The organism is Micromonospora sp. ANENR4, from assembly GCF_015354395.1.
In the GTDB taxonomy this organism is placed as follows: Bacteria; Actinomycetota; Actinomycetes; order Mycobacteriales; family Micromonosporaceae; genus Micromonospora; species Micromonospora aurantiaca.
This window is the reverse complement of record NZ_JADKYQ010000006.1, coordinates 210,090-230,420: the sequence shown is the minus strand read 5'-3', so window position 1 is coordinate 230,420 and position 20,331 is coordinate 210,090. Positions and strand designations below refer to the sequence as shown.

At 71.8% G+C, this 20,331-nt stretch carries 20 protein-coding genes; 7 read left to right on the top strand and 13 right to left on the bottom strand.

Annotated elements, in window-relative coordinates; all coding sequences use genetic code 11:
* Positions 1–45: 45 nt before the first annotated feature.
* Positions 46–342, top strand: a complete 297-nt coding sequence (locus IRY44_RS12760) for a DUF1540 domain-containing protein (protein WP_013288237.1) — start codon at positions 46–48, stop codon at positions 340–342.
* A gap of 17 nt (positions 343–359) precedes the next feature.
* On the opposite strand, the gene IRY44_RS12755 is transcribed toward IRY44_RS12760, so the two are convergent.
* The 4 genes from IRY44_RS12755 to IRY44_RS12740 form a co-directional block, all read right to left on the bottom strand.
* Entirely contained in the window at positions 360–2,363 is a 2,004-nt protein-coding gene (locus IRY44_RS12755) for a protein meaA (protein WP_194800603.1), read from the bottom strand.
* Between the two features lie 100 nt (positions 2,364–2,463).
* A complete protein-coding gene (locus tag IRY44_RS12750; protein ID WP_194800602.1) occupies positions 2,464–4,617 on the bottom strand; it encodes an ABC transporter permease in 2,154 nt (717 codons plus the stop codon).
* On the bottom strand, positions 4,614–5,294 hold the full coding sequence (locus IRY44_RS12745) for an ABC transporter ATP-binding protein (protein WP_194800601.1): 681 nt from the start codon (positions 5,292–5,294) through the stop codon (positions 4,614–4,616). Before IRY44_RS12745 ends, IRY44_RS12750 begins: the two co-directional genes overlap by 4 nt.
* Positions 5,291–5,815, bottom strand: coding sequence for a PadR family transcriptional regulator (locus IRY44_RS12740; RefSeq protein WP_091422661.1), 525 nt, complete (start codon positions 5,813–5,815; stop codon positions 5,291–5,293). Before IRY44_RS12740 ends, IRY44_RS12745 begins: the two co-directional genes overlap by 4 nt.
* Before the next feature lie 86 nt (positions 5,816–5,901).
* Between IRY44_RS12740 and IRY44_RS12735 the strand changes: the two genes are divergently transcribed.
* Together IRY44_RS12735 and IRY44_RS12730 are read left to right on the top strand one after the other, a co-directional pair.
* The gene (locus IRY44_RS12735) at positions 5,902–6,750 is read left to right on the top strand and encodes an ABC transporter ATP-binding protein (protein ID WP_194800600.1); all 849 of its coding nucleotides are present in this window, start codon (positions 5,902–5,904) and stop codon (positions 6,748–6,750) included.
* On the top strand, positions 6,747–7,592 hold the full coding sequence (locus IRY44_RS12730) for an ABC transporter permease (protein WP_043328679.1): 846 nt from the start codon (positions 6,747–6,749) through the stop codon (positions 7,590–7,592). Before IRY44_RS12735 ends, IRY44_RS12730 begins: the two co-directional genes overlap by 4 nt.
* 6 nt (positions 7,593–7,598) lie before the next feature.
* Here IRY44_RS12730 and IRY44_RS31170 read toward each other — a convergent pair whose 3' ends face one another.
* On the bottom strand, positions 7,599–8,552 hold the full coding sequence (locus IRY44_RS31170; RefSeq protein ID WP_121685141.1) for a helix-turn-helix domain-containing protein: 954 nt from the start codon (positions 8,550–8,552) through the stop codon (positions 7,599–7,601).
* A gap of 58 nt (positions 8,553–8,610) precedes the next feature.
* Here IRY44_RS31170 and IRY44_RS12720 point away from each other — a divergent pair, with 58 nt between their 5' ends.
* The gene (locus IRY44_RS12720; protein WP_194800599.1) at positions 8,611–9,822 is read left to right on the top strand and encodes an MFS transporter; all 1,212 of its coding nucleotides are present in this window, start codon (positions 8,611–8,613) and stop codon (positions 9,820–9,822) included.
* 47 nt (positions 9,823–9,869) lie between these two features.
* Positions 9,870–10,679 (top strand): alpha/beta hydrolase family protein, encoded by an 810-nt coding sequence (locus IRY44_RS12715; protein WP_194800598.1) that lies wholly within the window; start codon positions 9,870–9,872, stop codon positions 10,677–10,679.
* A gap of 43 nt (positions 10,680–10,722) precedes the next feature.
* On the opposite strand, the gene IRY44_RS12710 is transcribed toward IRY44_RS12715, so the two are convergent.
* On the bottom strand, positions 10,723–11,571 hold the full coding sequence (locus IRY44_RS12710; protein ID WP_194800597.1) for a 3-hydroxyacyl-CoA dehydrogenase family protein: 849 nt from the start codon (positions 11,569–11,571) through the stop codon (positions 10,723–10,725).
* Between the two features lie 69 nt (positions 11,572–11,640).
* Positions 11,641–13,062: a UDP-N-acetylglucosamine 1-carboxyvinyltransferase gene (gene murA, locus IRY44_RS12705; RefSeq protein ID WP_194800596.1), complete on the bottom strand. Its 1,422-nt coding sequence runs from the start codon at positions 13,060–13,062 to the stop codon at positions 11,641–11,643.
* Between murA and IRY44_RS12700 the strand changes: the two genes are divergently transcribed.
* Together IRY44_RS12700 and IRY44_RS12695 are read left to right on the top strand one after the other, a co-directional pair.
* Positions 13,061–13,633, top strand: a complete 573-nt coding sequence (locus tag IRY44_RS12700; RefSeq protein WP_013475364.1) for a cob(I)yrinic acid a,c-diamide adenosyltransferase — start codon at positions 13,061–13,063, stop codon at positions 13,631–13,633. The genes murA and IRY44_RS12700 overlap by 2 nt on opposite strands.
* Positions 13,609–14,025: a VOC family protein gene (locus tag IRY44_RS12695; protein ID WP_194800595.1), complete on the top strand. Its 417-nt coding sequence runs from the start codon at positions 13,609–13,611 to the stop codon at positions 14,023–14,025. The genes IRY44_RS12700 and IRY44_RS12695 overlap by 25 nt, the downstream gene beginning before the upstream one ends.
* A gap of 56 nt (positions 14,026–14,081) precedes the next feature.
* On the opposite strand, the gene IRY44_RS12690 is transcribed toward IRY44_RS12695, so the two are convergent.
* From IRY44_RS12690 to IRY44_RS12665, 6 genes are all read right to left on the bottom strand, one after another.
* Positions 14,082–14,657 (bottom strand): hypothetical protein, encoded by a 576-nt coding sequence (locus tag IRY44_RS12690; RefSeq protein WP_194800594.1) that lies wholly within the window; start codon positions 14,655–14,657, stop codon positions 14,082–14,084.
* A gap of 1,076 nt (positions 14,658–15,733) precedes the next feature.
* Entirely contained in the window at positions 15,734–16,189 is a 456-nt protein-coding gene (locus IRY44_RS12685) for a DUF2550 domain-containing protein (protein ID WP_120573385.1), read from the bottom strand.
* Positions 16,190–16,201: 12 nt separating this feature from the next.
* The gene (locus tag IRY44_RS12680) at positions 16,202–16,480 is read right to left on the bottom strand and encodes a F0F1 ATP synthase subunit epsilon (RefSeq protein WP_047893558.1); all 279 of its coding nucleotides are present in this window, start codon (positions 16,478–16,480) and stop codon (positions 16,202–16,204) included.
* 109 nt (positions 16,481–16,589) lie between these two features.
* A complete protein-coding gene (locus IRY44_RS12675) occupies positions 16,590–17,735 on the bottom strand; it encodes an LCP family protein (protein ID WP_194800593.1) in 1,146 nt (381 codons plus the stop codon).
* 217 nt (positions 17,736–17,952) lie between these two features.
* On the bottom strand, positions 17,953–19,398 hold the full coding sequence (gene atpD / locus IRY44_RS12670; RefSeq protein ID WP_194800592.1) for a F0F1 ATP synthase subunit beta: 1,446 nt from the start codon (positions 19,396–19,398) through the stop codon (positions 17,953–17,955).
* On the bottom strand, positions 19,398–20,327 hold the full coding sequence (locus IRY44_RS12665; RefSeq protein WP_194800591.1) for a F0F1 ATP synthase subunit gamma: 930 nt from the start codon (positions 20,325–20,327) through the stop codon (positions 19,398–19,400). Before IRY44_RS12665 ends, atpD begins: the two co-directional genes overlap by 1 nt.
* Between the last annotated feature and the right edge of the window lie 4 nt (positions 20,328–20,331).

The window sequence follows — 20,331 nt, the reverse complement described above, 5'->3', positions numbered from 1 at the left end:
CGAAACCTCTAAAATCGGGGCAAGACACCCAAGGAGGTACGGGAGATGACCGCGTCGTTGGAGATGCCCCGGGTCCAGGAGTGCGCCGTCCGGTCCTGCGCCTACAACCACACGAACGACTGCCACGCGTTCGCCATCACGATCGGCAGCAGCGACCACGCGCACTGCCACACGTTCGTGGAGATGCCGGTGCGCGGCGGTCTCGACCAGTTGGTCGCCCAGGTCGGCGCGTGCTCGCGCGCCGACTGCCGGCACAACGCCGACCTGGAGTGTCACGCCCCGGCCATCACCGTCGGCCCGGACATGGACATGGCCGACTGCATGACCTACGAGAGCCGCTGACCCACCCGCGAGGGCGTTCAGCTCAGCGCGTTGGCCTCGCGGATCACTGTGACCAGCTCGTCGATGATGCCGGTGAGCGCGAAGTCCTTCGGCGTGAACACCCGGGCCACCCCGGCGGTCCGCAGCGCCTCGGCGTCGGCGGCCGGGATGATCCCGCCCACCACCACCGGCAGGTCGCCCCGCCCGGCCGCGCGCAGCCCGTCCAGCACCGCCGGCACGGCGGCCAGGTGCGAGCCGGACAGCACGGAGAGGCCGACCAGGTCGACGTCCTCCTCCACCGCCGCCGCGACGATCTGCCCGGCGGTCAGCCGGATGCCCTGGTAGACCACTTCGAAGCCGGCGTCGCGGGCGCGTACCGCGATCTGCTCCGCGCCGTTCGAGTGCCCGTCCAGCCCCGGCTTGCCGACCAGCAGCCGCAGCCGGCCGCTGCCCAGCTCCCGGGCGGTCGCGGCGACCCGCTCCCGGACCCCGGCGAGGGTCGCGTCACCGGTTGTGCCGACCGCCCCGGCCAGGCCGGTCGGCGCGCGGTACTCGCCGTACACCTGGCGCAGCGCGCCCGCCCACTCGCCGGTGGTGACACCGGCCCGCACGCAGTCCAGCGTCGCCGGCATCAGGTTCGCCGTGGTGGCGGCGTCGGCGCGCAGCCGGTCCAGCGCCGCCTCGACCGCCGCCGCGTCCCGGTCGGCCCGCCACCGGCGTACGCCGTCGGTGGCGGCCTCCTCGACGGCCGGGTCGACCTGCTCGATCGCCTCGGCACCGGCCGCGGTGAGCGGCGACGGCTCGGTCTCGGTGAACCGGTTGACGCCGACCACCACGTCCGAGCCGGACTCCATCCGGCGGCGCCGGTCGGCGAGCGACGCCACCAGCGCGCTCTTGAGGTAGCCGGTCTCGACGGCGGTGACCACGCCGCCCATCTCCAGCACCTTCTCCAGCTCGACGCGGGCACCGGAGACGATGTCGTCGACGAGCGCGGTCATCACGTGCGAGCCGGCGAACAGGTCCGGGTACTCCAGCAGGTCCGACTCGTACGCCAGCACCTGCTGCATGCGCAGCGACCACTGCTGGTCCCACGGGCGGGGCAGGCCCAGCGCCTCGTTCCAGGCGGGCAGTTGCACGGCCCGGGCGCGGGCGTCGCGGGACAGCGTGACGCCGAGCATCTCCAGCACGATGCGCTGGATGTTGTTCTCCGGCTGCGCCTCGGTCAGGCCCAGCGAGTTGACCTGGACGCCGTAGCGGAACCGGCGCTGCTTCGGGTTCTCCACGCCGTAGCGGTCGCGGGTGATCTCGTCCCAGAGCGCGCCGAACGCGCGCATCTTGGCGATCTCCTCGACGAAGCGCACCCCGGCGTTGACGAAGAACGAGATCCGCTGGACCACGTCGCCCATCCGCTCGGGCGGCACCTGGCCGGAGTCGCGGACGGTGTCCAGCACGGCGACGGCGGTGGCCAGCGCGAAGCCCACCTCCTGCACCGGCGTGGCGCCGGCCTCCTGAAGGTGGTACGAGCAGATGTTCACCGGGTTCCACCGGGGCATCTCACGCAGTGTGTACGCGATCACGTCGGCGGTCAGCCGCAGCGACGCCGCCGGCGGAAAGATGTACGTCCCCCGGGACAGGTACTCCTTGATGATGTCGTTCTGCGTGGTGCCGGCGCAGCGGCTCAGCTCCGCGCCCTGCTCGGCCGCGACGGTGCCGTAGAGGCCGAGCAGCCACATCGCCGGGGCGTTGATGGTCATCGAGGTGTTCATCTCGGCGAGCGGGATGCCCTCGAACAGCGCCCGCATGTCGCCCAGGTGCGCCACCGGCACGCCGACCCGGCCCACCTCGCCGGAGGCCAGCTCGTGGTCCGGGTCGTACCCGGTCTGGGTGGGCAGGTCGAAGGCGACCGACAGGCCGGTCTGCCCCTTCGCCAGGTTGCGGCGGAAGAGCGCGTTGGTGGCCGCGGCGGAGGAGTGCCCGGCGTACGTGCGCATCACCCACGGGCGGTCCCGCTCGGGCAGCCGTCCCGGCATCGCGTCGTCCATGGCCGGAGTTTAAGTTACCGTTCAGTAAAAGAGAGTGTGGAAAACCACACAACCCGATGCCCGCACCGGTGGGCCGGCGTGCGGCCGGCCCACCGACGGGTCATTCGCTACGGGCGGTCTCCGGACCGGTGATCCGTTCCAGCAGCGGCAGGGTGGCCGCGATGACGGCGAGGCAGCCCAGCACGCCGAGGACCACCACGGCGGCGAACCCGATCCCCGGTAGGCGCAGGTCGTAGTCCATCTGCGCGCGCAGGAACAGCTGCGCGGCGACCAGTCCCATCCCGACCGCCACCACGGCGACGGTCAGCAGCGGCACCGCGCTCTCCAGGGCCACCACCCGGCGCAGCAGCCGCACCGGGGCGCCACTGAGCCGCAGCAGGCTGAACGGCCGCTTCCGTTCACTGAGGCCGGCCGCCACCGCGACCGCCAGGCTGCACCCGGCGAGCACGAGACCGGTCACCACGACGAGGTCGGCCAGCCGCTGCCAGCCCCGCATGGTGTCGGCGAAGTCGGCCTCGAAGTCGCCCGGCACGTTCGGGGCCACGAAGAACGTGGGGAAGGCGGCTTCGAGGACCGTCCGGACCCGCTCGACAGCGGCCGGGTCCGCCGCCTCGACCGCCACCGAACCGGCGGGCAGCCCGGGAAGCGCGGCCGGCTCCACCGGGGACGGCGGCCAGACCCGGTCGGCCGAGGCGGACTCCCGCCAGGGGATCAGGTCCGGCGGCACCTCGGCGACGCTCGCCCCGGCGGCGCACCGCCCGTACGCGGGTGGGATGTCCGCGCAGGCGATCACGCCGGAGTCGCGGCCGTCACCGCGTACCGGGTTCTCCCGGACGAGCACCGGGTTGCGGACCCCGGGAATCGCGGCCAGGTCGGCCACCAGCGTTCCGGGCACCGGCGGGTCGTCCGTCAGCACCATCGACACCCGACCGGCCTCCAGGGAGCCCTGGGGCGCGGGACCGCGCTCGTACGCGATCGTCCCCATCACGCCCACGGCCACCGTCGTGACGAACAGCGCGAGCATCACCCCGCCCACCGCGCGGAAGCCGGCGGCCGGGTTGTCGGCGAGCCGGCGCGCGGCGATGAGCGCGGCGGGCCGGGTGGCGCGAGCGGCCATCGCCCGGGCGCCGACCATGGTGAGCCACGGCCCGCCCGCGATCAGCCCGACCATGACCAGCAACAGCGCGGGCAGGAACAACGCGGTCTGACCGTCCGACGTGGGCGGCCGGTACACCAGGGCGAAGCCCAGCCCGGCCAGGCCGAGCGCGAGCGGGATCAGCCGGTACACCCGGGGCGGCCGGGGTGTGACGCGGCGGCTGACACCGAGTGGGGAGATCCGGACCCGGCGCAGCGCGACCCAGGCCGCGGCCGCCGCGCCCGCCGGCACGCCGAGCGCCACCAGGACGGCCTCCGGCGCACCGATGGCCATGTCCCGGGGGAAGAACGGCATGCCGGTGAACGGGATGCCGGCGAGCTGTCCACGGAACGCGAAGAACACCGCGAAGCCGACCGCCGCGCCGGCCGCCGCCGCGAGCGCGGCCTCGACGGCCGCGACCGCCGAGATCTGCCGGGGCGTGGCCCCGACCAGCCGCATCGCGGCGAACCGCTGCTCCCGGCGGGCGGCGCCGAGCCGGGTCGCCGTGCCGATGAAGACGAGTACGGGAAACAGCAGTCCGCCCGCGGCCACGCCGAGGATGAGGTCGATCGCCGCCCTCGGCAGCGGAGCCCGGTTGTCGTCGAGCCGGGTGACCTTCCTGACCTGGTCCAGCTTCCTCACCTGCTCCGGGGTGCCACCGACCAGGACGAGCAGGGTGTCCGGCGAGGTGAGCGCCGCCGGCCCGACGACGCCGAGGTCCCGGCCCGGGTAGCGGTCGGCGAGCTGGTCGGCGGGGGTGGTGGCCAGCAGCTTCCGCAGCGCCGGGGAGGCGTAGAACTCGCCGGGCCCCGGCGCGCGGGGGACGCCGATCGGCGTGGGCGCGTCCGGACCGGTCGCGGCGACGTCGATGCGAACGATCTGATCGCCCCGGAAGTAGTCAAACCGGGTCGACCACAGCAGCGGGTCGGCGGACCCGCCCGCCGTCTCCTGCGGGTACATCGACGCGTAGCGGGTGAGCTGGGCGTCGGTGGCGTGCACACCGGCGAGCGTGGTGAGCAGCAGCCCGGTGCCGACCGCGACGGCGGCGGCGATGGCGACCAGCCGGACCAGCGCCTCCCGGCCACCCGCGACGGCGAGCCGGAGCGCGAGCCCGATCACGAGGCGACCCCGGCGGGGGCGTTGACCCGGCCGTCGCGCACCATGACCTCCCGGTCGGCGTACGCCGCGATGCGCGCCTCGTGCGTCACCAGGACGACTGTGGTGCCCTTCTCGCGGGCGGCGTCCACCAGCAGCGTCATCACCTCCTCGCCGGTGAGCGAGTCGAGCGCGCCGGTGGGCTCGTCGGCGAACAGCACCCGGGGCTCGGCGACCAGGCCACGGGCCAGCGCGACCCGCTGGGCCTGCCCACCGGACAGCTCCCCGGAGCGGCGGTGCTCCATGCCGGCCAGGCCGAGCCGCTCGAACCAGCCCCGCGCGGCGCGCAGCGCCGGAGTGCGGCGGACACCGCGCAGCAGCAGCGGCAGCGCCACGTTCTCCGCCGCGGTGAGTTCCGGCACGAGCTGGCCGAACTGGAAGACGAAGCCGAAGCTGTCGCGGCGCAGCGCGCTGCGGTCGGCCTCGCCGAGCGTGTCGATCCGGGTGCCGTCGAACCGGACCTCACCGGAGTCGGGGCGCAGGATGCCGGCCAGGCAGTGCAGCAACGTCGACTTGCCGGAACCGCTCGGTCCCATCACGGCGACGACCTCACCGGCGGCCACGGCGAGGCTCGCGCCGCGCAGGGCCGGTGTCTCGCCGAACGCGTACGTGACGTCACGTGCCTCGATCATCGGGCTCATGGCCGTACCGCCTTTCTCAGGGCGTCCAGCCGGGCGCCCGTCGTCTCGATCCACCGCAGGTCCGCCTCGAGGTGGTAGAGGCCGTGGTCGGCCAGCATCACGTCGACGAGTTCGCCGCTGCGCTTGATCTCGGTGAGTTCGCGCATCCGGCGCAGGTGGGCGGCGCGCTGGGTGTCCAGGTACTCCTCGGCCGGGCGGTCGAGCATCAGCGCGAGCACGACCTTGGTGAACAGCAGGGTCTGCAGGTGCGGTTCCGGTTCGACCGGCTCGGTCAGCCAGTGCTCCACCTCGGTGGCGCCCACGTCGGTGATGACGTAGCGCTTGCGGTCCGGCCCGGCGCCGGGAGCGACGTCGCCGACCACCACCTTGCCGTCGCGGGCCAGCCGGCTCAGCGTCGAGTAGACCTGCCCGTACGGCAGCGGCTTGCCGCGTCCGAAGAAGGTGTCGTAGTCGCGCTTGAGGTCGTAGCCGTGGCTGGGTTCGCGTTCGAGCAGCCCGAGCAGGGTCAGGGGAACCGTCATGAGCAGAGACTACACCGAGTGTATACCTCGCGTATATAGCTGACCCGGCAGTGGAACGGGCTACCGCACGACGCACACTTGACGTCATGGAGAACGAGCTCGCGATTTCCGTGCGAGGGCTGCGCAAGGCGTACGGCGACAACGTCGCCGTCGCCTCGGTGGACCTGGACGTCCACCGGGGTGAGGTGTTCGCCCTGCTCGGCCCGAACGGCGCCGGCAAGACCACAACGGTCGAGATCCTGGAGGGCTACCGGCAGCGCGACGCCGGCGAGGTACGCGTGCTCGGCGCCGACCCCGCCCACCCCGACGCCGGCTGGCGTTCCCGGGTCGGCATCGTGCTCCAGGGCACCGGCGAGTTCGACGAGCTCAGCGTCATCGAGGTGGTCCGCCACTTCTCCGGCTTCTACCCGGGCGCCGACGACCCGGACAAGGTGGTCGAGCGGGTCGGGCTGGGCGCCAAGGCCAAGGCGCGCACGCACACGCTCTCCGGCGGGCAGAAGCGCCGCCTGGACGTGGCGCTGGGCATCATCGGCCGCCCCGAGCTGCTCTTCCTCGACGAGCCGACCACCGGCTTCGACCCGGAGGCCCGGCGCGAGTTCTGGGAGCTGATCCGGGACCTGTCCGCCGCCGGCACCACGATCGTGCTCACCACCCACTACCTGGACGAGGCCGAGGCGCTCGCCGACCGGGTCGGCGTGATCGCCGCCGGGCGGGTGATCGAGGTCGCGCCGCCGAACGCGCTGGGCAACCGGCAGGAGTCGCTGGCGACCGTCGCCTGGCGTACCCCCGACGGGACACCGGCCTCGGCGGAGACCGCGACGCCGACGGCGCTGGTGTACGACCTGGCCGCGCGCTTCGGCGGCGAGGTGCCCGGTCTCACCGTGACCCGGCCGACCCTGGAAGACGTCTACCTGCGGATGATCGGACACTCATGACCACCACGACCAACCCCGCGGCCCCGGTCACCGCCGCCGCGGCCCGGCGGCCCGGCGCGGGCGCGCTGGCGCTGCGCCAGGGGCGGCTGGAGATCACCCAGTTCCTGCGCAGCCGGGAGTCCGTCGTGTTCACGATGGGCTTCCCGATCATCATGATCCTGATCTTCGCGGCGATCTTCAGCGACGAGATCGCCCCCGGGGTCAGCTACACGCAGTACTTCATCACCGGCATGATCGCGACCGGCCTGATGACGGTGAGCTTCCAGAACCTCGGCATCTGGATCCCGATCGAACGGGACCGGGGCGTGCTCAAGCGCTACCGCGGTACGCCGATGCCGAAGTGGGTCTGGTTCGCCGGCAAGGTGATCATGGTGGTGGTCATCGGCATCGCCGAGACCGTGCTGCTGCTCGCCGTCTCGGTGGCGATGTTCGACCTGGACCTGCCGCAGACCACCGCCAAGTGGCTGACGTTCGCCTGGGTCTCCGTGCTCGGTGTCACCGCCTGCACGCTCTGCGGCATCGCCATCTCGTCGCTGGCCCGCACCGCCCGCAGCGGCTCGGCGGTGGTCACCCCGGTCGCGCTGGTGCTCCAGTTCATCTCCGGCGTGTTCTTCGTCTTCACCAGCCTGCCCACCTGGATGCAGCAGGTCGCGGCGATCTTCCCGCTCAAGTGGATGTGCCAAGGGCTGCGCTCGGTCTTCCTGCCGGACAGCTTCGGCGCCCGGGAGCCGGGCGGCTCGTTCGAGCTGGGCACCGTCGCGCTGGTGCTGGGCGCCTGGTGCGTCATCGGCCTGGTGCTGTGCCTGACCACGTTCCGCTGGACCACCAAGCGCGACGGCTGACGCCGCTCATCCGCCGTCGACGAGCGCCGCACCGAGCGGCGTACGCCAGTAGAGCACCTCGCGCCCGGACCGCCGCTTCGCGACCGCGCCCGCGTCGAGCAGCACCCGCAGGTGGTCGCTGACCGTGCCCAGGGACAGCCCGGTCACCACCACGAGCTGCGAGGTGCTCAGCGGAGCGTCCAGCCGGGCCAGGATCTCGGCCCGGTTCGCGCCGATCAGCCGGGCCAGGCCGTCCGGCGCCGGTGAGGTCGGATCGACCAGGATCCCGCGCGCCGGATAGACCATCCCGAACCGGGCCGGCGCGTCCCAGACCACCCAGCCGCGGCGGCAGTGGGCCGGCACGAACACCAGCTGTTCGGCCGCGTGCAGCGACAGCGGCGGTTCCGGGTAGTCGTTCACCTGGAGCCGGCCGTCACCCAGCCACCGCACGTTGCGGTTGATGTCGACGATCGCCCCGGCCAGGCCGCGCATGCTCAGGGCGGCGGTACGGGCCACGATGTCCGCCCGCAGCCGGCGTTCCCGCTCCGGCCACTCCGGCGCGACTGTGTGCGCCCAGATCCAGTCGAGCAGTTCCACGACCTGCCCGGTGAGCCCGTCCGCCAGCAGCTCGGCCGCCAGCGGGCCCGGCCGGGTGGCACGCAGGTCGGCCCGGATCCGCTCGTCGGACAACCGCTCGATCGCCGCCAGTTCCCCGGCGAACGTCGGATCCGCCGAGGCGGGCGCGATGGTGAGGAAGTCCGCCACCCAGCGAAGGCCGAACGACGCCTCCACCAGCGCCCGGACCACCGGCCGGGCAGCCAGCATCTCCCGGAACGCGTCCACGTGCGGCCGTCGCCAGGCCTGCTCCCAGGGGACCTTCGGATGGCGCAGCGCCTTCAGCGCGCCGACGGTCTCGGCCATCGGCGACACCGTGAAACGACTCCGCGCGACCAGGTCGGACGGCACCTGCCAGACGCCCACGTTTCGCCTCCAGACGTAAGTCTAGGGATTCCGCCGACGACCGGCCGACCATGCCCGGGTGAGAACGTACGCAGAACTGTTCGCGGTCCGGGAGTTCCGCAACCTGTTCCTGGCCAACTGCGCCGGGATCGCCGCCCACACCACGTCGGCGCTGGCCCTGGGCGCGCTGACCTACGCGTCGACCGGCTCGGCGCTGCTCACCGCGCTGAGCATGTTCGGGGCGCCGCTGGCCGGTGTCCTCGGCAGCCTGACGCTGCTGTCCGCCGCGGACAGCGTGCCGCCGCGCCGGGCGATGGCCTTCGCCGCCCTGCTCGCCACCGCCGGCGCGGCGCTCCAGGCGGTGCCCGGGCTGCCACTCTGGGCCCGCTTCGCGATCATCTTCGCCAACGCGTACGTGGGCTCGGTCGCTGCCGGCGCCAAGTGGGCCCTGCTCACCGACATCGTGCCGGTGAACGCCTACGTGCTGGCCCGGGCCACGATGAACACGAGCGTCGGCGTCATGCAGATCGCCGGGTTCGGGCTGGCCGGCGTCCTGCTGGTGTGGCTGAGCCCGTACCAGGTGTTCCTGCTGGCGCTGGTCCTGCGGGCGGTGTCCGCCGCGGTGGGATGGTTCGGGCTCACCGAGCGTCCGGCCCGGACCAGTGAGCGGGTGACGGTCGCCCGCACGCTGCGCGTCAACCGGGTGCTCTGGGCCGATCCGGGTCGCCGGTCGCTCCTGCTCAACCTCTGGATACCGGGCGGCCTGATCGTCGGCTGCGAGGCGCTGTTCGTCCCGTACGCCGCCGACCGCGCCGGCTTCCTGCTCGCCGCCGCCGCGCTCGGCATGCTGGCCGGGGACGTGGTGGTGGGACGGTTCCTGTCCCCCGCCCTCCGCGAGAGGTGGATCCACCCGCTGCGGGTGCTGCTCCCCCTGCCGTACCTGCTGATCCTGCTGTCGCCGCCGCTGCCGGTGGCCGTGGCCGTCGCGCTCGTCGCGTCGGTCGGCTACGCCTCCACCCTGCCGATGCAGGAACGGCTGATCGCCCACTCGCCGTCCGAGGCCCGGGGCCAGGTGCTCGGCCTGCACGGCAACGGCATGCTCGCCGCGCAGGCGGTGTGCGCCGCGCTCGCCGGGGCGCTCGCCGACCTGACCACCCCGGCGCACGCCGTCGCGGTGCTCGCCGCCGTTGCGCTGGCCGTCACCGTCGCGCTCACCCCCGGCCTGCGCCGGACCACGCCGGGCGCCGGGGAGCCGGACAGCAGACCCACGGCGGCCGTCCCGGCACCGTGATGCCGCGCGGCTCCCCGCGACGCGTACCGGATGGCACACTCGCCGGCATGGCACACACGCTGACCCGGCGGACGGTGCTCACCGCCGCCGCCGGGATCGCCGGGGCCGGCCTGGTCGGCGGCCTCGCCGCCCGGCAACTGGCCGGCCCCCGCCCGGGACCGGCGCCGTCCCTGCCGGACGCCCCGCCCGGCGACGAACGGCTCATCCGCATCGCGTCCGGCGCGCGCGGCCGCGAGGTGGACTTCTGGACGGCGGTCCCCGAGGGGTACGGCGACGGCCGCGGCCTGCCCGTCTGCCTGGTGCTGCACGGCGCGTCGGCCACCCCGCGCGACTACGGCCGGTTCGGGCTGGCCCGCTTCCTCACCGACGCGGTACGCCGGGGCGCCCCGCCGTTCGCGCTCGCCGGCGCCACCGGCGGGCGGCTGTCCTGGCGCGCCTCCGGTGACGACGACCCGCAGCGGATGGTGCGCGAGGAGGTGCCCACCTGGTGCGCCCGGCGCGGGTTCGACAGCAGCCGGCTGGCCGTGTGGGGCTGGTCGATGGGGGGCTTCGGCGCCTTGCTGCTCGCCGAGACGTACCCGAAGTGGCTGCGGATGGCTGCGGCCTTCTCCCCCGCGGTGAGCCCCGGCGACGCGGTCTTCACCGGCGCGGAGAGGCTGCGCGGCACCCCGGTGGGGCTGTGGTGCGGGCGGCAGGACAACTTCCTCAAGGACGTGCGCGCGCTGGCCCGGGCGCTGCCCGAGGAGCCGGTACGCGCCGCCTGGGCCGACGGGCGGCACAACTTCGGCTACTGGGGCACAGTCATCCCGGACGCGTTCGCGCTGATCGGCGCCGCGCTCAGCCCACCCCGGACGTGAACCGCCCCCGGCCGCGCGGGCCGGGGGCAGGAGGACGGGCCGGTCAGTACGAGTAGAAGCCCTGGCCGGTCTTGCGGCCCAGGTCACCGGCGGTGGCCATGCGCTGGAGCAACTCCGGCGGGAAGAACTTCTCGTCGGCGGTGTCGGTGTAGATGTTGCGGGTGGCGTTGAGCAGCACGTCCACGCCGGTCAGGTCGACAGTGGCGAGCGGGCCCATGGCGTGGCCGAAGCCCAGCTTGCAGGCGGTGTCCAGGTCCTCGGCGGAGATCACGCCGGATTCGACGAGCTTGACCGCCTCCATCGCCAGCGCGCAGATCAGCCGGGTGGTGACGAAACCGGCGATGTCCCGGTTGACCACCACCACGGTCTTGCCGATCCCCTCGGCGAACGACTTGACCGTGTCCATCGTCGCGTCGCTCGTCTTGTAGCCGCGTACCAGCTCGCAGAGCTTCATCATCGGCACCGGCGAGAAGAAGTGCGTGCCGACTACCGACTCCGGGCGCTCGGTGGCGGTGGCGATCTGGGTCACCGGGATGGCCGACGTGTTGGTGGCGAGCACCGCGTCCGCCTTGCAGATCTTGTCGAGCGCGCGGAACACCTCGTGCTTGATCTCGATCTTCTCGAAGACCGCCTCGACCACGATGTCCGCGTCGGCGGCGGCCTCCAGCTCGGTCGTCGGGGTGATCCGGCCCAGCGTCGCCTCGACGTCGGACGCCTCGATCTTGCCCTTCTCGGCGAACTTCGTCAGCGACTTCCGGATGCCGTCCACACCGCGCTTCGTGGCCGCGTCGTCGATGTCGCGCAGCGTCACCTGCCAGCCCGCCTGCGCCGCCACCTGGGCGATGCCCGAGCCCATCAGCCCGGCACCGACGACCGCGAGTCGACCCGCCATCTGCTTCTCCCTCGCCGTGTTCTGCAACGTCTGGGAGAACCCTACTTAACGAGGGATAAGCCCCGGCTGTCAGATGGCCAGGTCCGGCTCCTCCGGCGCGGTGCCGCGCTCCACCTCGACGCCGAGCGCCCGCAGGTCGGCCACGAAATCCGGGTAGCCCCGGTCGACGTGGTGCACGTGCGAGACCTCGGTCAGCCCGTCCGCGCAGAGCCCGGCGATGATCAGGCCGGCGCCGGCCCGGATGTCGGTGGCCCGGACCGGGGCGCCGGACAGCCGCTCCCGGCCGCACACCAGCGCGTGGTGGCCGTCGGTACGGATCTCCGCACCCAGCCGCATCATCTCGTTGGCGAACATGAACCGGCCGTCGAAGATGTTCTCGGTGATCAGCGAGCCGCCCTCGCTCACCGCCGCCAGCCCGATCGCCATCGGCAGCAGGTCGGTGGCGAAGCCCGGATAGGGCAGCGTGACCACGTCGACCGCCCTCGGGCGGTCGTCCATGCGTACCCGGAAGGCGTCGCCCCGGGTCTCCACCAGGCCGCCGGCCGCGACCAGCTTGTCCAGCGCGACCTCCAGGTACGCCGGGTCCAGGCCCGTCACCGTCACGTCGCCGCGGGTCATCGCGGCGGCGAACGCCCAGGTGCCGGCCACGATCCGGTCCCCCACCGTGGCGTGCCGGACCGGGCGCAGCTCGGGTACGCCGACGATGTGCAGCGTCGAGGTGCCGGCCCCTTCGATCCGGGCGCCCATCCGGTTCAGCATCGTGCAGATGTCGACGATCTCCGGCTCCCGGGCCGCGTTGTCGATAGTCGTGGCGCCCCGGGCCAACACCGCCGCCATCACCAGGTTCTCGGTCGCGCCCACGCTCGGGAAGTCCAGCACGATGTCGGCGCCGTGCAGCCCGCCCGGCGCCTCGGCGATGACGAAGCCGTGCTCACCGGAGATCTCCGCGCCCATCCGGGCCAGCCCGGCGATGTGCATGTCCAGGCCGCGCGAGCCGATGGCGTCGCCGCCCGGGTGCGCCACCCGGACGTACCCCCGGCGGGCCAGCAGCGGGCCCAGCACGCAGATCGAGGCGCGCAGCCGCCGGACCAGGTCGTAGTCGGCCTCCGCGCCCGGCTGCTCCGGCACGTCGATGAGCACCGAGCGGGACCGCGCCACACCGCCGTGGGCCACCATCGGGTCGACCGGGTCGTCCGGCCCGAAACGTACGCCGCAGCCGAGCCGCCGCAGCACCTCGCCCATGATCGCGATGTCGGTGATCCGGGGCACGTTGGTGATCATGCTGCGGCCGGGCGCGAGCAGCGCCGCGGCCATCAGTTTCAGCGCGGAGTTCTTCGCACCCACCACGTGCACGGTGCCGGCGAGGCGGGCGTCACCGCGTACCCGGATGACGTCGACATCGCTGAGCGCCGGATCTCCCGCGTCCCCCGGCCCCACCGGGCTCGGCCGGGCCGGGATGGTCAGGTCCGGTATCCGTAGGCTGTGCGTCATGGCCGTCCACCTCACGCGCATCTACACCAAGGCCGGCGACGCCGGCATGACCAGGCTGAGCAACAACGAGCAGGTGCCGAAGACCGATCCGCGTATCGCCGCGTACGCGGACGTGGACGAGTGCAACGCCTCGATCGGCGTCGCGCTCGCCCTGGGGCAGCTCTCGGACGAGCTGCGGGCCGTGCTGGAGTCCGTGCAGAACGACATGTTCGACGTCGGCGCGGATCTGGCGACGCCTGTCGAGCCGGATCCGAAGTACCCGCCGCTGCGGGTGACCGAGGAGTACGTCGAGCGCCTCGAGGGCTGGTGCGACGAGTACAACGCGCGCCTGAGCAAGCTCGACTCCTTCATCCTCCCCGGCGGCACCGCTGGTGCGGCACTGCTGCACGTGGCACGGACGACCGCCCGGCGCGCCGAGCGTGCGGCATGGGCGCTGGTCGCACACGACCCCGATCGGACCAGTCCCCTCCCGGCAAAGTATCTCAACCGGCTCTCCGATTTGCTCTTTATCCTGTCAAGAACGGCAAATCCGGACGGCGACGTGCTATGGGTGCCGGGCGGGAAGCGCTGACCATCGGCGGCCTCCATCACGTGGAGGTCTGGGTACCCGACCTGGCGGCGGCCAGTCGTTCCTGGGGCTGGCTTCTCGGCGAGCTGGGCTGGACGCCCTACCAGGACTGGCCCGCCGGCCGCTCCTGGCGGCTCGGCGCGACCTACATCGTGCTGGAGGAGTCACCCGCGCTCACCGGCCGCACCCATGACAGGCGCGCGCCCGGCCTGAACCACCTGGCCTTCCACGCCGGCCCGCCGTCCGCCGTCGAGCGGCTGGTCACTGCCGCCGGAGAGTACGGCTGGACGCTGCTGTTTCCGGACCGGCACCCGCACGCGGGCGGCCCGGACAGCTACGCCGCTTACCTCAGCGACGGGCAGGGGTACGAGGTCGAGCTGGTCGCGGAGACGTGAAAAGGCCGGCACCCCGTTTGGGGTGCCGGCCTTTCGCTGTGTCTTGCTTGTTGGTCTTAGCTGTTCCAGTGCTCGGCGACGAGGTCGGCGGCCTGCTGCTCCCACTGGGCGTAGTGGTCCGGGTAAGCGGAGACCTGGACGGTCTGGGCGGCCTTGGTCAGCGGCATGTCCTGCCAACCGTCGACCTGCTTCAGACCCTTCAGGAACGCCGTCGTCGAGTACTCAGGATCGGTGATCTGCTCCACCGTGCCCCAACCGGAGGACGGACGCTGCTGGAACAGGCCCTGCGAGTCGTGGTCGTTACGGTCACCCAGGTGGCCCAGGTTCTCCAGCTTCGACTCCTGCAACGCCGTCGCGATCGACACCACCGCAGCGCGCTCGTCCATGCCGGCCTTCTTCGTCGCCGCGATGATCGCCTTCACGTTCTTGGTCTGCTCGTCGTTCAGGTCGATGCGCGACTGCTCACCCTGCACACCGTGCGGGATCAGCTTGTCACCCTGCACGCTCACACTCACCGGCTTCGCCGCGGGGGTGGTGTCCGCCGCGTGGGCGGCCACCGGACCGGCGAACACGCCACCGGTGAAAGCCAGACCAGCAATACCCAGAACGCTCTTACGCAGAATCGTGTTCATCACAAGTGCTCCATTCGGGGGTCGACGCACCCGCCGGGGGACGGGATACGTGGGCACCGTCAGGCGCTCAAAAAGTCTTGGGGGGATCCCGGCTGCTCGCGGGGGCGGGGGCCTCTACGCGGCGCCGGAAGCATGTCCAACGACCTGCGACCCGCCGTCATTCCCGGGCCGGCTCACGCCGTCGGAACCGCAACGACCGGCCGGGCCGGGGTGATTCCCCGCGGCTCACGTCGCCGGAACCGTACTCAACGACCAGCCGGCCACGTCCGTTCCCGCAGGCCGTGCGGCCCATCAGGGGCGGGGCCGGTGCTCGGTCGTTCACCCGGTTACAACGCCACCGGCCCGCCCACGATTCCGCCCCCAGAGTGCCGCCCACCACCCCCGAACCGGACACCCCACACACACGCTCGGACCCGGCACCACACCCACACGCGCCCGGCACTCCCGCCTCCCGCACCTCGGAGCACCTCGGAGACCTCCCGCCAGCACCTTCTTCCATCACCTGAGACACATGTCCGCATTCCAGGAACAGCCGTAGATCTCCGCACAAAAGTGCCCTCACGGGCTCCGTTTCGTACCAAGATCTAGAGATAGCTCGGTCGCAGGCTGCGGAGGGCGCGCGGGGCAGGCTCGCGTGCACGGGTGGCACCACAGCCCACCCGCCCCCCAGACCGTCGATCATGAGGTTATCGGCGGCAAACCGGACACCAGACGCCGCCAAGTTCATGATCGGCCCGACCCAGGCGGGGCTGGCCGGTCAGAGCTGGCCTGGGCGGGACTGACGCAGGGCGGGGCCGGCCCGAGCGGGGCTGGCCCGGTGCGGAGCGCGACGCCGCCGGTCGCCCGCACGACTGCCCGCGCGATCTTGCAGTTCGAGCCCTCCAGGCGTCCCGTTTGCGAGTTTCGCCGGGGCCCCAAGTGCAAGATCGCGGGTGCCCCCGGGAGGGAGCGGCGATCTTGGAGTTGTGGTGCCTCGCGAAGGGTGCGAAATGGGCATCTTGTGGCGCCACAACTCCAAGATCGGCGTCAGCGGCGGCGCCCCGGCACGCCCCCCGTAACCCGGGGAGGGGGCGAGGTCAGGCGGCGGGCCAGTCCTGGGAGGCCAGACGCGGCGAGACCGCCCCGGGTGGGGCGGCCTCGAGCCAGGACAGGAATCCGGTGACAGTGGATCGCGCCATCGCGATCTCGATCGGCGCGTGGTGGCTGGTGCAGCGCAGGATCACCCACTCGGCGGGCATGGACATGCGCTCCTGCCCCTCGGGCAGCCGGCGGCGCTCGACCGCCAGCCCCTTGCGGGAGAGCACCCGCTTGGGGCGCAGCGCGAAGCTGAACATGCGGTACCAGCGGAGTTCGTCGCCCACGAAGCGACCGAACCCGGGTGACCAGCCACGACCGTCGAGGATCGTGTTGACCCGGACGCTCAGCCGAATGATGCCACCGCTACGCGTGAACAGGGCCCGCCGGATGAAGAGGATCAGAAGCGCGACGACGACGATCGCGACGCCGATTCCGATCCCTTCGACGATCTCCATCGGCGGGTCGGCTCAGCGGGCCGGGGTGGCGGGGGTTGCGCTCTCGGCGAGTACCGTGACGCCCTCACCGGTCACCGACAGGAAGCCGCCGGCCACGTCGTACGCGACCTGCTGGCCGCCGGCCTGCTTGATACGTACCTGGCTGGGTTCGGCGAGCTGGCCGAGCAGCGGTGCGTGCCCTGGCAGCACACCGAGCTCACCCTCGGTCGTCCGGGCGACGACCATCTCGGCCTCGCCGGTCCAGACCTTCTCCTCGACGGCTACGAGCTCGACGTGAAGCTGCTGTGCCACGCTGTCTCCTTGCTGCGGCGGCGGATTGCCGAAAGTCTAGTCGCGCCCCCGCAGCCCACCCAACGCGGGTGGTGAGAGCCGGACCACCACGGCCCCGCACCCGCTCAGGCTACTTGGTCTTCTGGACGAAGTCGGGGTGCTCCAGGAGGAAAGCGTCGAGCTGTTCGGTACGCAGGGCGGTGAAGAAGTCCTCCGCCGGTTCGAGCAGTTGCTCACCCCGGTAGTTGCTGCCGGTGCCGATCCCCCCGCCCGGCAGCTTGATGGTCTCGATCGCGTCCGGGCGGATGTCCTTCAGGGCCAGCCCGAAGTCCACCACGCTGTTGCCGCGTCCGTTGAACACCAGCGACTTGCCAGCCGCGCGCAGCACCCGGTCCAGCTTGACCGGGTTGGTCACCACGTCGGCGCTGAACGCCTGGCTCGCCATCGCCTTGACGAACTGCTGCTGGTGCCGCTGCCGGCCGTAGTCGCCGTCGGGCACGCCGTTCTTCGGGTAGCGCTGCCGGACGTAGTCCAGCGCCTGCCAGCCCTCCAGGTGGGCGTTGCCCTTCTTGTACACCGCCTGCGGCCCGAGGTAGCCACCGCCGCCGGGCCGGAGCTGGCGTGGGGTGCCGTCCGGCTGGAGGTGCTCGGAGCGCACCTCCCGCTCGATGTACATGTCGACGCCGCCCATCGCGTCGACGATCTTCTTGAAGCCGCTGAAGTTGATGATCGCGCCGGCGTCGAAGCGCTTGATGCCGGTGACGTCCTGCACGGTCTTGGCGAGCAGCTCGAAGCCCTGTGCGGTGCTGGGGTTCTGCCCCGGCACGTTGCTGCCGTGCGACATGGCCGCGTTGAGCCGGTCGTTGGCGCCCGCGTAGTCGGCCTTGGGGAAGGCCGGGATGTCCACCCGCAGGTCACGTGGGAGCGAGAAGAGGTAGCCGCGGTCCATGGTGGCGGGCACGTGCAGGACCATGATCGAGTCGGCGAGCGGGCGAGCGGTCGACGTGCGGGGGTCCACACCGACGAGCAGGATGTTGAGCGGGCCCTTGATGTCGCTCTTCTTCTCGTTGGCGCCGGCCGCCTGGTCACCGAAGAGGTCGGCCTTGCCCACCGATCCCTCGTAGCGGGCGACCAGGGCGCGGGAGCCGATCAGCACGGAACCGCTGAGCACCACCATGACGATGCCCAGGATCGTGCAGACGCGGGCCCACCGGGGCACGCCGCGCCACATGGACCGCTTGCCGCGATCCGCGCCGCCCTTGTCACCCACGAGCATCTCCAATCGTCGCGCCCACGGGTAGGAAGACGGGCACGGGGGTCCGTTTGGTTGCAGAGATCAACGGCCAGGATGTGAAGTCGTGTCAGGAACGGTACCGCGCGATCCGGCGAACTGCTTTGCTGGAGAACCGGGCATCTGGTAGTGGAGTGGCCCGAAAAGGCGAAGGCCGCCCCGGCTTTCGCCGGGACGGCCCTCGTGGGTTGTGAGCGGGCTCTCAGCCCTCCTCGCCCATCAGCTCCTTGGCCTTGGCCCGAAGGTCGTCCAGGCCGCCGCACATGAAGAACGCCTGCTCCGGGAAGTGGTCGAACTCCCCCTCGCTGATCCGGCGGAAGGCGTCGATGGTCTCGGCGATCGGGACCGTCGAGCCGGGCACGCCGGTGAACTGCTCCGCCGCGTACGTGTTCTGCGAGAGGAACCGCTCGATCCGGCGGGCGCGGCCGACGGTGAGCTTGTCCTCCTCGGAGAGCTCCTCGATACCGAGGATGGCGATGATGTCCTGCAGGTCCTTGTAGCGCTGCAGGATCCGCTTCACCTCGGTGGCGACGGCGAAGTGCTCCTCGCCGACGAACTCCGGGGCGAGGATCCGGGACGAGGACGCCAGCGGGTCCACGGCCGGGTAGATGCCCTTGTCGGAGATCGACCGCTCCAGGTTGGTGGTCGCGTCGAGGTGGGCGAACGTGGTGGCCGGCGCCGGGTCGGTGTAGTCGTCGGCGGGCACGTAGATCGCCTGCATCGAGGTGATGGCCTGGCCCCGGACGGAGGTGATCCGCTCCTGGAGCTCGCCCATCTCGTCGGCCAGGGTCGGCTGGTAACCCACGGCGCTCGGCATACGGCCGAGCAGCGTGGAGACCTCGGAACCGGCCTGGGTGAAGCGGAAGATGTTGTCGATGAAGAGCAGCACCTCCTGCTTCTTCACGTCACGGAAGTACTCCGCCATGGTCAGCGCGGACAGGGCGACCCGCAGGCGGGTGCCCGGCGGCTCGTCCATCTGGCCGTAGACCAGCGCGGTCTTGTCGATGACGCCCGACTCGGTCATCTCGGCGATGAGGTCGTTGCCCTCGCGGGTGCGCTCACCCACGCCGGCGAAGACCGAGGTACCACCGAAGTTCCGGGCCACACGGGTGATCATCTCCTGGATGAGCACCGTCTTGCCCACGCCGGCACCGCCGAACAGGCCGATCTTGCCGCCCTTGACGTACGGGGCGAGCAGGTCGATGACCTTGATGCCGGTCTCCAGCATCTCGGTCTTCGGCTCCAGGTCCGCGAAGGCCGGGGCCTTGCGGTGGATGCCCCACCGGTCGTCGGCCTGGATGGTCTCGCCCTCGGTGAGGTTGAGGCACTCGCCGATCGCGTTGAACACGTGGCCCTTGACCGCGTCGCCCACCGGCACGCTGATCGGCGCGCCGGTGTCGCGCACCTCGGTGCCGCGGACCAGGCCGTCGGTCGGCTGCATCGAGATGGCGCGGACCAGGTTGTCACCCAGGTGCTGGGCGACCTCCAGGGTCAGCGTCTTCTCGCCGCCGGAGAGCGTCACGTTGACGTGCAGGGCGTTGAACAGCTCCGGCATGCCGTCGCGCGGGAACTCGGCGTCGACGACCGGGCCGATGACCCGGACCACGCGACCCGTGGCCGTCTTGGTCTCAACTGCGGATACAGTCATCACACTTCACTTCCCGACGCGGCCAGCGCGTTCGCGCCGCCGACGATCTCACTGATCTCCTGGGTGATGCCGGCCTGACGGGCCGAGTTCATCTCACGCGTGTACTTCTCGATCATCTCTTCGGCGTTGTCGGTGGCGCTCTTCATCGCTCGCCGACGGGCGGCCGACTCACTGGCCGCCGACTCCAGCAACGCCGCGTAGATCCGCGTGTTGATGTACTTCGGCAGCAGGGCGTCGAGCAGCGACTCCGGCTCCGGCTCGAACTCGTACGCCGGCAGCAGACCCTCGGACCGGGGCCGGTCCTCGACCTGCATCGGACCGACGATCCGGGTCACCGGGTTCTGCGTCATCAGGGACTTGAACTCGGTGTAGACGATGTGCAGTTCGTCCACGCCGAGGATCCCGTCGGCGCCGGCGTCGTTGTCGGTGTCGTCCGCGCCGGCGGTGAACGCCTTGATCAGCGTCTCACCGACCTCGCGGGCGTCCTCGAACGACGGCTGCTCGGAGAAGCCCGTCCAGCTGGCGGCGATCTGCCGGTTGCGGAACCGGTAGAACGCCACGCCCTTGCGGCCGATGACGTAGAGCACGGGCTCCTTGCCGTCGGCACGCAGGCGGGCGATCAGCGACTCGGCGGTCCGGATCGCGTTCGAGCTGTAACCACCGGCCAGGCCCCGGTCGGCGGTGACCAGCAGGACGCCCGCCCGCCGCACCCGCTCGCGCGGGGTGAGCAGCGGGTGGTCGATCCGCGCGTTCGAGGCCAGCGCCGTCAGCACGCCGGTGATCGCCTCGGCGTACGGCAGCGACGCCGCCACCTTGGCCTGGGCCTTGGCGATGCGGCTCGTCGCGACGAGCTCCATCGCCTTGGTGATCTTCTTCATCCCCTTGGCGGAACGGATCCGCTGCCGGAGAACGCGTACCTGGGCGGCCATCGGA